The sequence below is a fragment of the Aquitalea magnusonii genome (assembly GCF_002217795.2).
Classification (GTDB): Bacteria; Pseudomonadota; Gammaproteobacteria; order Burkholderiales; family Chromobacteriaceae; genus Aquitalea; species Aquitalea magnusonii_B.
Window position 1 is genome coordinate 3,761,164 of sequence record NZ_AP018823.1, and the last position, 12,602, is coordinate 3,773,765.

The 12,602-nt window shown below is 62.4% G+C and carries 6 protein-coding genes; 1 reads left to right on the forward strand and 5 read right to left on the reverse strand.

Annotation, left to right across the window (positions count from 1 at the left end):
* Nucleotides 1–28: 28 nt before the first annotated feature.
* Nucleotides 29–886, forward strand: coding sequence for a formyltransferase family protein (locus DLM_RS17735; protein WP_089083571.1), 858 nt, complete (start codon nt 29–31; stop codon nt 884–886).
* Between the two features lie 77 nt (nt 887–963).
* Here DLM_RS17735 and DLM_RS17740 read toward each other — a convergent pair whose 3' ends face one another.
* From DLM_RS17740 to DLM_RS17760, 5 genes are all read right to left on the reverse strand, one after another.
* Nucleotides 964–2,349 carry an efflux transporter outer membrane subunit gene (locus DLM_RS17740; RefSeq protein ID WP_167467157.1) on the reverse strand — a complete coding sequence of 462 codons (1,386 nt, stop codon included), beginning with the start codon at nt 2,347–2,349 and terminating at the stop codon, nt 964–966.
* 5 nt (nt 2,350–2,354) lie between these two features.
* Nucleotides 2,355–5,456 (reverse strand): multidrug efflux RND transporter permease subunit, encoded by a 3,102-nt coding sequence (locus DLM_RS17745; RefSeq protein ID WP_089083573.1) that lies wholly within the window; start codon nt 5,454–5,456, stop codon nt 2,355–2,357.
* Nucleotides 5,453–8,560 (reverse strand): MdtB/MuxB family multidrug efflux RND transporter permease subunit, encoded by a 3,108-nt coding sequence (locus tag DLM_RS17750; protein ID WP_089083574.1) that lies wholly within the window; start codon nt 8,558–8,560, stop codon nt 5,453–5,455. Before DLM_RS17750 ends, DLM_RS17745 begins: the two co-directional genes overlap by 4 nt.
* Nucleotides 8,561–8,575: 15 nt before the next feature.
* Entirely contained in the window at nt 8,576–9,829 is a 1,254-nt protein-coding gene (locus DLM_RS17755; RefSeq protein ID WP_089083575.1) for an MdtA/MuxA family multidrug efflux RND transporter periplasmic adaptor subunit, read from the reverse strand.
* A 228-nt stretch (nt 9,830–10,057) separates the two neighbouring features.
* Nucleotides 10,058–12,430: a penicillin-binding protein 1A gene (locus DLM_RS17760; protein ID WP_089083576.1), complete on the reverse strand. Its 2,373-nt coding sequence runs from the start codon at nt 12,428–12,430 to the stop codon at nt 10,058–10,060.
* Nucleotides 12,431–12,602 lie beyond the last annotated feature (172 nt).

Consider the following 12,602-nt stretch of genomic DNA (forward strand, 5'->3'; position numbering starts at 1 on the left):
TCAGCCTGATTCACACCCGGATGCCGCCATGCGCTTTGCCATTACCCTGACCGACCGTTTCAAGGTGCTGCTGGACCTGGCCTTGCTGGCAGGCTGGCAGCCGCTGAAAATCTTCACCTGCCCGCTGGATGGCAAGATCCATGACAACCGGCTGGTGGTGGAACAGGCGGCACGGCTGGGCATTCCCGTGCAACTGTCGCCAATGAGCGAGGCGGATCTGGCCGCACTGGCCGCCCAGGGCTGCCAAGCCCTGCTGCTGGGCAGCTATGACTGGAAAGTGCCGGACTGGCGGCCTTACCTGCCCCATGCGGTGAACTTCCACCCCTCGCCGTTACCGGAGGCGCGCGGGCCGTTTCCGCTGGTGCGCGCCATTCTGGAGCAACGCAGCCAATGGGGGGTGAGCTGCCATGTGGTGGAGCCGCGCTTTGACAGCGGCGCGCTGCTGGATCAGCAACTGTTTGCCCTGAGCCCCGATGAAACCCTGGCCACGCTGGAATGGAAGTGCCAACTGGCACTGGAGCAACTGGGCCGCCGCGTCATCGCGGATTTCGCCAGCTTGTGGCAACAGGCCAGGCCGCAAGGGACTGGCAGCTACTGGCCGCGCTGGAGCGAGGCCGAACGCACGCTGAACCTGCGCGGCCCGCTGGACGCCGTCCTGCGCCAGTTGCGCGCCTTTGGCGATATCAACTGCCTGGCCGAGGCCAATGGCGTGGGCTTTGTGGTGCATCGCGCCCACGGCTGGCTGGAGCCACACAGCCACACGCCCGGCACCCTGCTGCGCAGCGTGGACCTGTCCATGCTGTTTGCCGTGCAGGATGGTTATCTGGTCATCAGCGAATGGAGCGTACAGCCTCCCGCTGCCATCAGCGGCAGAAGGCCGTTCTGAGCCGACTCAGCCAGCTGCTTATCCAATGCAAAACAGCCCGTCGTGACGGGCTGTTTTTGCGGGAAAAACGGCGAAAGCTACCACTGACCACCGAGAGCAGCAATCAAGGCCACACTGGCGGTGTACTGGCGGTTTTTCAAGGTCCACAGGCTGTTTTCCGCGCTGATGCGGCTGTTTTGCGCAGTCAGCACATTCAGATAACTCACCACCCCGGCGCGATACTGGTTGAGCGCAATGGTTTCCGCCCGCTGCGCCGCGGCCAGTGCCGCTTGCTGGTACTGCATTTCCTCGTCCAGCAGCGCCTGGGCCGACAGATTGTCTTCTACCGCCTGAAATGCACTCAGTACGGTCTGGCGGTAGCTGGCCACACTGGCGTCGTAGCTGGCCACGGCAGCGGCGGTCTGTGCGCGGCGCAAGCCACCGTCAAACAGGGTGAATGCCAGTTGCGGCCCCACGCTCCAGATACGGTTGGGCAGGCTTACCCAGTCGGCAAAGCTGCTGCTCTTGTAACCGCCGCTGGCAGTCAGGTTCAGCGTGGGAAAGAACGCCGCCTTGGCAATGCCGATTTCGGCATTGGCCTGTGCCACCGCCCGCTCTGCCGCCGCAATGTCCGGACGGCGCTCCAGCAAGGTGGACGGCAGGCCGGCTGGCAGTTGTGGCAGATGGGGCAGGGTTTTGCTGACCGGCAGCGTGAAGCTGGCCGGGGCCACGCCCAGCGAGGCGGCAATGGCGTGCTCCAGCTGGGCGCGGCTCAGTTGCTTGTCCACGCGGGTGGCCTGAGCGGTTTTCCAGCTGCTTTCCGCCTGCGCCACCACATCGTCCGACACCATGCCCACGGCAAACTGGTTGCGGGTGAGCTGCAGGTTTTGCAGCAGATTGGCCTCGCTGTCCTGCAATTGCTTGAGCTGCACATCGGTAGCCACCAGTTGCAGATAGGCAGTGGCCAGTTGGGCCTGGCTGCTCAGGCGGATGGACGCCAGTTGGGCGGCGCTGGCCGCCTCCTTGGCATTGCCCGCCTCCACCGCGCGGCGCACCGTACCCCACAAATCCACTTCCCAACTGGCGCTGGCGGACAGATTGTACTGATTGCTGACGCTGCCGCCCGCCGTTGTCACCCCGCGGGTTTTGCTGGCGCTGCTGCTGATGGTGGGCCACAGGCTGGCTTCGGCCTGATCCAGCAAGGCGCGGGCATTACGGTAATTGGCCTCGGCCTGGGCAATGGTGGGGCTTTGCCGGTTGAGGGTGTCCATCAGGCTATCGAGCTGCGGGTCCTGATACACCGCCCACCAGTTGCCACGCGGGGCAGCATCTTGCGGGGTGGCGGTTTTCCAGCGGCCGTCTTCCTTGTACGTTGCCGGAATGTCCATCTTGGGCCGGGTATAGTCCGGGCCGATGGTGCAGCCGGCCAGCAGCAGGCTGAGCAGGCCGGCCAGTGCCAGCCGGGACGGGGTGAATGCAGACATGCGTGTCATTCCTTGTGTGCGGCGGCAGCCCGGCTGCGCCAGTTGTCACGCCATTGCTGGCACCACAGGCGGAAGCGGTCCAGATACAGGTAAACCACCGGCGTGGTGTACAGCGTCAGCAACTGGCTGAGCAGCAGGCCACCGACAATGGAGATGCCCAGCGGGGTGCGCATCTCGGCACCGTCGCCATGCCCCAGTGCCAGCGGCAATGCGCCAAACAGGGCGGCCAGCGTGGTCATCATGATGGGACGGAAGCGCAGCAGGCAGGCTTGCAGAATGGCATCGTGCGAACTGAGGCCCTGCTCGCGTTCGGCGCTGAGGGCAAAGTCGATCATCATGATGGCGTTTTTCTTGACGATGCCGATCAGCAGCAACACGCCGATCAGCGCAATGATGTTGAATTCGCCACCGGTGGCCAGCAGTGCCAGCAAGGCCCCTACCCCGGCCGACGGCAGCGTGGACAGGATGGTGAGCGGATGCACCACGCTTTCATACAGCATGCCCAGCACGATATACACCGCCACCATGGCAGCCAGAATCAACACCGGCTGGCTGCCCAGCGAATCCTGGAAGGACTTGGCCGTACCCTGGAAGCTGCCGTGTATCGAGGCGGGCAGGCCGATGTCCGCGGTCGCCTTGTCAATGGCTGCGGTGGCGTCGGACAGCGAACTGCCCGGCGGCAGGTTGAAGGACACGGTGGTGGCGGCAAACTGGCTCTGGTGGTTCACCGCCAGCGCGGTATTGGTGGGCTGCCAGCGGGCAAAGGCAGACAGCGGAATCGGCTGGCCGGAGGTGGTTTGCAGATAGATGCTGCGCAGGCCTTCGGCGCTCTGCCAGTACTGGGGTGCCACTTCCAGCACCACATGGTACTGGTTGAGCGGGTTGTAGATGGTGGACACCTGGCGCTGGCCGAAGGCGTCGTTCAGCACGGCATCCACTTGCGACTGGGTCAGGCCGAGGCGCGCCATGGCATCACGGTCGAAGGTGAGCGTGGTTTGCAGGCCCTTGATTTCCTGATCGCTGCTGACATCGGCCAGCATCGGCAGTTTTTGCAGCGCCTGCTGCACCCTGGGCGTCCAGCGGCGCAGTTCTTCCAGGTCATCCCCTTGCAGGGTGTACTGGTACTGGGCATTGGCCGACCGTCCGCCCACGCGGATGTCCTGCACCGATTGCAAAAACAACTGCGCCCCCGGCTCGCGCGCCAGCCGCTTGCGCAGGCGGGCAATCACCTGATCAGCCGTTTCCGTGCGCTCGCCCAGCGGCTTGAGGCTGACAAACATATTGGCAGTGTTGCGCTGGCCGCCGCCGGTAAAGCCGATCACCTTGTCCACTGCCGGGTCCTGCCCTACCGCGTCGATAAAGTGTTGCAGCTTTTGCTGCATGGCCTGGAAGGAAATGCTCTGGTCGGCCTTGATCATGCCGGTGAGACGGCCGGTGTCCTGCTGCGGGAAAAAGCCCTTGGGCACAATCACGTACAGGTAGACATTCAGCGCAATGGTGGCCGCCAGCATCAGCATCATCAGCGGGCCGTGGCGCAGCGCCCAGCCAAGGCTGCGGCGATAGCCGGCCAGCATGGCGTCGAACATGCGCTCGCTCCAGACAAACAGGCGGCCCGGCTGGTGTTCGCCATGGCTTTTCAGCCAGCGCGCACACAGCATGGGCGTGGTGGTGAGCGACACCAGCAGCGACACCAGAATGGCCACCGACAGCGTGACGGCAAATTCGCGGAACAGGCGGCCGATGATGCCGCCCATCATCAGGATGGGAATGAACACCGCGATCAGCGAAATGCTCATCGACAGCACGGTGAAGCCCACTTCACGCGCGCCCTGCAGCGCGGCCTGGAAAGGCTTCATGCCGTTTTCGATGTGGCGGGCAATGTTTTCCAGCACCACGATGGTGTCGTCCACCACAAAACCGGTGGCAATGGTCAGCGCCATCAGGCTGAGGTTGTTGAGCGAAAAGCCGCACAGATACATCACGGCAAAAGTGCCCACCAGCGATACCGGCACGGTGATGGCGGGAATGGCGGTGGCGCGGCCATTACGCAAGAACAGGAAGACCACCAGGATGACCAGCGCGATGGAAATCAGCAGTGAGCGCTCCACCTCGGACAGCGAGGCGCGGATGGTGGAGGTGCGGTCCATCACCACCTGCATCTTGATGGCGGCGGGAATGGACGCCTGCAACTGCGGCAGCAAGGCCTTCACCCGCTCCACCGTTTCGATGATGTTGGCACCCGGCTGGCGGAACAGGATGATCATCACCGCCGGTTGCTTGCCCAGCAAACCGGCATTGCGCACATCCAGTACCGAATCCTTTACCTCGGCCACGTCGGACAGGCGCACTGCCGCGCCGTTCTTGTAGCTCACCACCAGCGGCAGGTAGTCGCTGGCCTTGCCGGCCTGGTCATTGGCCTGTACCTGCCAGTGACGCTGGCCGTCCTCGACAAAGCCCTTGGGCCGGTTGGCATTGGTGCTGGTGATGGCGGCGCGCACCGTTTCCATGCCGATACCGTAATGGTTCAGCTGTAGCGGGTTCATTTCCACCCGCACTGCCGGCTGTGCGCCGCCACCGATATTCACATCGCCAATGCCCTCCACCTGCGCCAGCTTCTGGCCGAGGATGGAGTCGGCGGCATCGTACATCTGGCCGCGGGTGAGCGAGTCCGAGGTCAGGCCGATGATCATGATGGGCGCGTCGGCCGGGTTCACCTTGCGGTAGGTCGGGTTGGACGGCATACCGGTGGGCAGCAAGGAACGCGCGGCATTGATGGCGGCCTGCACATCGCGTGCGGCACCGTTGATGTCGCGGTTGAGATCAAACTGCAAGGTAATGCGGGTGGACGCCAGCGAGCTGGACGAGGTGATTTCGGTCACCCCGGCAATGCGCCCCAGCGCCCGCTCCAGCGGGGTGGCCACGGTGGACGCCATGGTTTCCGGGCTGGCACCGGGCAGCTTGGCACTGACCGAGATAGTGGGGAAATCCACCTGCGGCAAGGGCGACACCGGCAGCAGCTTGAAGGCCAGAAAGCCCGCCAGCAGGATGGCCAGTGTCAGCAGCGTGGTGGCAATGGGCCGCCGGATGAAGGGCGCGGACGGAATCATGCCTCGGCCTCTGCCTGGTCATCGTCAGCGGCATGGTCAGGACGCCGCCAGCGTCGTGCCAGCCGGTCGAAGGCCAGGTAAATCACCGGGGTGGTAAACAGCGTCAGCACCTGGCTGACCAGCAGCCCGCCCACCATGGTGACGCCCAGCGGCGAGCGCAATTCGGAGCCCATGCCACTGCCCAGCATCAGCGGCAGCGCGCCCAGCAGCGCCGCCATGGTGGTCATCAGGATGGGACGGAAGCGCAGCAGACAGGCCTGGTAGATGGCATCGCGCGGGCTCATGCCCTGCTCGCGCTCGGCCTCCAGCGCAAAGTCGATCATCATGATGGCGTTTTTCTTGACGATGCCGATCAGCAGGATGATGCCGATGATGGCAATCACCGACAGGTCGTTGCCGGACACCAGCAAGGCCAGCAGGGCACCAATACCGGCCGAGGGTAGCGTCGACAAGATGGTAATGGGATGAATATAGCTCTCGTACAACACCCCCAGCACGATATACATGGTGATGATGGCCGCCAGGATCAGCCATAGCGTGTTGCTGAGCGAAGCCTGGAAAGCCAGTGCCGCGCCCTGGAATTTGGTATCCAGGCTGGCCGGCATGCCCAGCTCGGCCTCAGCCTGCCGGATGGCCTCCACCGCCGGCCCCAGCGCCGCGCCCTTGGCCAGGTTGAACGAGATGGTGGTGGTGGGGAATTGCCCCAGATGGTTGATGGTGAGCGCGGTCGGGCGCTGCTCGATGCTGGCCACCGTATCCAGCGGCACCGGGCCGCCACTGGCGGTGGGCACGTAGATGCCCTTGAGCGACAGCGGGCCTTGCTGGTTCTGCCCGTCCACTTCCAGCACCACGCGGTACTGGTTGGTCTGGGTGAAGATGGTGGAAATCAGCCGCTGGCCAAAGGCGTCGTACAGCGCATTGTCGATGGCCGCCGTGGTAACACCCAGCCGGGCGGCGGTATCACGGTTGATGTTCACGTAAGCTTGCAGGCCCTTGTCCTGCAAGTCGCTGGCCACATCCGCCAGTTGCGGCAATTGACTCAGCTTGTGTACCAGCTTGGGCACCCATTGCGACAGCTCGTCCGGATTGGTGGCCTGCAGGGTGAACTGGTACTGGGTGCGGCTGACACGGGTGTCGATGGACAAATCCTGCACCGGCTGCAAATACAGCGACATGCCCGGCACGCTGGCGGCACTTTGCTGCAGCCGTGCCAGCACGGTGCGGATGTCATCACGCTCGCCCTTGGGCTTGAGGTTGATTTGCAGGCGGCCGCTGTTGAGCGAGGCATTATTGCCATCCACCCCGATGAAGGACGACAGGCTGTCCACCGCCGGGTCTTTCAGCAAGGCCTGAGCCAGTTGTTCCTGCTTCTGCGCCATGGCGCTGAAAGAAATACTCTGCGCCGCCTCGCTGCTGCCCATGATGGCACCGGTGTCCTGCAAGGGGAAAAAGCCCTTGGGCACCGCCACATACAGCAGCACGGTCAGCAGCAAGGTGCCAAACGCCACCAGCAGGGTGAGCTTTTGCCGCTCCAGCACCCACCCAAGCATTTGGCCGTAACGGGCAATGATGCGGTCGAAGAAGGCCCCGCTGGCATGGTAGAAACGGCCCTGTTTTTCTTCCGGCACATGCTTGAGCAGGCGCGCACACATCATCGGCGTCAGGGTGAGCGAAATGAAGGCGGAAATCAGGATGGACACCGCCAGCGTGATGGCAAACTCACGGAACAGCCGCCCCACCACATCGCCCATGAACAGCAGCGGAATCAGCACCGCAATCAGCGAGAAAGTGAGCGAGATGATGGTAAAGCCAATCTGCTGCGAGCCCTTCAGCGCCGCCGCCATCGGTTTTTCGCCTTCCTCGATGTAGCGGGCAATGTTCTCGATCATCACGATGGCATCGTCCACCACAAAGCCGGTGGCAATGGTCAGCGCCATCAGGGTGAGGTTGTTGATGGAAAAGCCGGTGAGGTACATCACGCCAAAGGTCCCCACCAGCGACAGCGGCACCGCCACGGCGGGAATGATGGTGGCCGGCACATTGCGCAGGAACACGAAAATCACCATCACCACCAGGCCGATGGCCAGCATCAGTTCAAACTCGACATCCTCCACCGAGGCACGGATGGTGACAGTGCGGTCGCTCAGCACCTTCACATCCACCGCACCGGGCAAGGTGGACTGCAGTTGCGGCAGCAAGGCCTTGATGCGGTCAGTCACCTGGATGACATTGGCCCCCGGCTGACGCTGCACATTCAGGATGATGGACGGCGTCGTACCAGCCCAGGCGGCCAGCCGCATGTTTTCTGCCGCATCAACGACCTTGGCCACATCACGCAAGCGCACTGCTGCGCCGTTCTGGTAGGCGATGATGACATTCTGGTATTCCTCGGCCGACTTGAGCTGGTCGTTGCCATCCACGGTGGAGGCTTGCTGCGGGCCATCAAAACTGCCCTTGGCCTGGTTCACATTGGCATTGCTGATGGCGGTGCGGATATCCTCCAGCGTCAGGCCGCGCGCTGCCAGTGCCTTGGGATTGCTCTGGATGCGCACCGCAGGCCGCTGACCGCCACTGAGGCTGACCAGACCCACGCCCGGCACTTGCGACAGCTTTTGCGCCAGCCGGGTGTCCACCAGGTCTTCCAGCTTGGTCAGCGGCAGGGTGTCCGAGCTGACCGCGATGGTGAGAATCGGGGTGTCCGCCGGGTTCACCTTGCTGTAGATCGGCGGATTGGGCAGGTCGCTGGGCAACAGATTACCCGCCGCATTGATGGCGGCCTGCACTTCCTGTTCGGCCACATCCAGCGTCAATTCCAGGCTGAACTGCAGGGTAATCACCGATGCACCACCGGAACTGGTGGACGACATCTGGGTCAGCCCCGGCATCTGGCCGAACTGACGCTCCAGTGGCGCGGTAATGGACGAGGTGATCACTTCCGGGCTGGCACCGGGGTATTGGGTCACCACCTGGATGGTGGGGTAGTCCACCTCGGGCAGGGCCGATACCGGCAGCAGCTTCCAGGCCACCAGGCCGGTAAGCAGGATGGCCAGCATCAGCAAGGTGGTGGCCACCGGCCGCAGGATAAAGGGACGTGAAGGATTCATGCCATCATCCCGCGCTTAGTTGGCTGCCGAGGCATGTTGGCGCTGGCCGCCCCAGCCACCACTGGCCGCATGCGGTTTGCCCCTGCCCTTGCTGCTTCCCTCCACCGCGCTTTGCGTGGCACGGTCTATCACCTTGATCTGCGCACCTTCGCGCAGCTTGTCCAGGCCATCCACCACCACTTTCTGACCGGCTTTCACACCCTCTTCGATAATGGTGTTGTCACCGGACACCGCACCGGCTTTCACCTTGTTGATGCTGACGGTCTGGTCCGGATTCACCGTGTAGACATAGCTGCCCACCTTGCCCTGCTGCAAGGCCACGCTGGGGACTACGATTGCATTGGGCTGGTCGCCCAGTTGCAGGTGTACATTGACAAATTGATTGGGGAACAAGGCGGCATCGGCATTGGCAAAGCGCGCCTTCAGGTTCACCGTGCCGGTGGTGGTGCTTAGCTGATTGTCGATGGCCAGCAGCTCGCCATCGGCCAGCTTGTGGCGGTTGTCACGGTCCCAGGCTTCCACCTGCAGCTTGCCCTTGGCCGTGCGGGCCGCGGCCAGCACCTGGCTGAGGCTGGTTTCCGGCACCGCAAACAGCACATTGATGGGTTGGGTCTGGGTAATCACCACCACGCCGTTGCTGTCGCTGGAGTGCACGATATTGCCCAGGTCGACCTGACGCAGACCAACCCGGCCGGACAGGGGCGCGGTGATGCGGCTGTAATCCAGTTGCAGACGGGCGGTGGCCACCGCGCCCTGGTCCAGCTTCACCGTGCCCTGATACTGGGCCACCAGCGCCTGCTGGGTATCCACCTGCTGCTTGGCAATGGAGTTCTGCGCCAGCAACTGCTGGTAACGGGCGAGGTCCAGCCGGGCGTTTTGCAGCAATGCCTGGTCGCGCATCAGTTGGCCTTCGGCCTGGGTCAGCGCAGCCTGGAAGGGGCGCGGGTCCAGTTCAGCCAGCAATTGGCCTTTTTGCACCAGTTGGCCTTCGTCAAAATGCAGGGCCATCAACTGGCCATCCACCCGGCTGTGTACCGTCACCGTGTTGGTGGCCGTCACCGTACCCAAGGCACTTAGTTGCAAGGGCGCATCCTGCTGCGTCACCGTGGCCACCGCCACTGCCACCGGTCCGCCGCCACGCCTGGCACCAGTTGCATCACTGGCCGCCGTGCGGTGGCTGCTCCACCACCAGCCTGCCGCTGCCAGCATCAGCAGTAACAGGGAGACATTGCGCAGGGTAGCCTTGGGTGTGGCAGGAGAAGCGGACATAGTGGTATTCCGGAAAAGGGCCGTCTTGGGTCATCAGCATGGTTGGGGCAGGCAGCCTGATGCAAGCTGCAGACAGGCTGTGATAATAAGGAATCGCACCCGCATTGCCTATGCGCAAGCTGTTTATAGATGTTAACCGCGGCAAACACCGGCAAGAGCGGCGGTTGGAATATGAAAAAGCCCACCCTGGCCAGGGTGGGCTTCAACAACGGCCACGACAACCGCAGATCAGAACAACAGCTCTTTGACGTTCTCCACCGCATCCTTGGCTGCCGGGGCATTCGGGTCCTTGGTGGCAGGGTCTTCGGCAGCGGCATCCGAGGCATTGCTGCCTGGGATAGTGCCATGGTTGTCAATCTTCAGTTCCGGATTGGTTTTCTGGAACTCTTCATAGTAGTACTCGTCACCACCGCGCTGACCCGCACCCGGTTTCACCACGATGCCGGCAGGCACTGGCAGTTCCACCTCCGGCACGCCCTTGAGCGCATTGGCCATGTAGTTCATCCATACCGGCAGCGCGGCGGTACCGCCGTAACCGTAACGGCCCAGCGAACGCGGCTGGTCGTAACCCACCCAGGTGGCTGCCACTAGATTGGGATTGAAGCCGACAAACCAGGCGTCCTTCCAGTCGCTGGTGGTACCGGTCTTGCCGGCTAGGTCCATGCGGCCCAGGCTCATCGCCTTGGCTGCCGTACCGTAGCGCACCACGTCCTTGAGCATGGAAGTCATGATGAAGGCATTGCGCGGATCAATCGCCTGGGTGGCGTTCTGTCCTGCCACTGCCGGCTGGGTCTTGGCCAGCACGTGACCAGACTGGTCCTCGATGCGGTCAATAAAGTAACCCTTGATGCGGTAGCCGCCATTAGAGAACACCGAGTACCCCTCGGCCATCTGCAGCGGTGTGGCCGCCCCGGCCCCCAGCGCCATGGTCAGGTAGGCCGGATGCTGCTTGGGCGAGAAACCGAAGCGCTGGATGTACTGCTGGGCATAATCGGTACCCACAGCCATCAGCAGGCGTACCGAAACCAGGTTCTTCGACTGGGTCAGCGCACGACGCAGGCTGATCAGACCAGCAAACTTGCCATCATCGTTCTTCGGCTCCCAGCTGGGTGAGCCGGGGGCTCCCGGCACCGTCAGCGGGGCATCGTTAAACATGGTGGATGGCGTGATGCCACGTTCGATGCCCGAGGAATAGATGAAGGGCTTGAAGGTGGAGCCGGGCTGACGCCAGGCCTGGGTCACATGGTTGAAGCTGCGCCGGTTGAAGTCAAAGCCCCCCACCAGCGACTTGATGGCACCGGTGCGCGGGTCCATCGACACAAATGCCCCTTCCACATCCGGCATCTGCACGATTTCCCAGTAGCCCTTGTCATTGGCACGCACACGAATGACGGCACCGCGGCGAATCTGCTTATCGGCAGCCAGCCTCGGGTTCAGCGCACGGCGGGCAAACTCCAGGCCCGGCCCCTTGATGACCGCCACCTTGCCACCACGCAGATAGGCACGCACTTCGGACTGGCTGGCAGACAGCACAATGGCAGCCTGCATATCGCCACTGTCGCGAATTTCAGACAGTGCATCGTCCAGCACTTCGGTCTGATCCTCGCCTTCCGCCGAGGCCAGGTCGATATAGCTTTCCGGCGCACGATAACCCTGCTTGCGGTCAAAATCGATCAGGCCGGCACGCAGCGCATCGTACGCCCATTGCTGGTGATGGCTGTCCAGTGTGGTGTAGACCTTGTAGCCCTCGGTATAGGCGGCATCCTTGTAGCGTTCGTACATGGCCTGGCGCACCATTTCCGCCACATACAGCGCCGGCTGGTTGCTGTCTACGCTAGCGCTGGCCAGATGCAGCGGCTCTTTCACCGCGGCGTCGTACTGGTCCTGAGTGATGAAATTAAGCTCACGCATGCGGCGCAATACATACTGCTGACGCAGGTGGGCACGCTCCGGATTGACGATGGGGTTGTAGGCCGAAGGTGCCTTGGGCAGGCCGGCCAGCATGGCCATTTCTGCCACGCTCAAGTCGGTGATGGGCTTGCCGAAATAGGCTTGCGCGGCGGCAGAAAAACCATAGGCGCGCTGGCCCAGATAGATCTGGTTGAAGTAAAGCTCGAGAATTTGATCCTTGGAAAGCGTATGTTCGATTTTGAAAGCCAGCAAAGCTTCATTAAACTTACGCGTGAAAGTCTTTTCACTGGAAAGGAAGAAATTCTTCGCCACCTGCATGGTGATGGTACTGGCACCGGAACGGGCATGACCTGACACCAGGTTGCCCACGGCGGCACGCATGACGCCAACGTAATCCACCCCGCTGTGCTGGTAGAATCGTTCGTCCTCGGCAGCCAGCAAGGCCTGCTTCATCAGTTGCGGGACTTCGTGGATGCGGGCAAAGGAGCGGCGTTCTTCGCCAAACTCACCCAGCAACTGGCCATCTGCCGAGTAGACGCGCAGTGGAATTTTCGGACGGTAATCCGTCAGCACATCAAGACTTGGCAAACGCGGGTAGGTTATGATGATGGCAATGGCTGCCGCGCCGGCTGCCAGTACGGCCCCACCAATGACCAAGCCGGCCAGAATCGCAAGAAGTCGTTTGAACATAATTACAAATAGGCTTTCGGAAGAAAGCGGATTATAACGTCTTGTGGGAACAAGCAAGACAAACATTGACCGCGACGGTGCAAAAACTGTCGCACTAGACCTATTCGGGGCCTTAACTGATGCTATCCGACAAACTACGGTTCGGGACGGACTGGCTGGATCAGCTTGGATT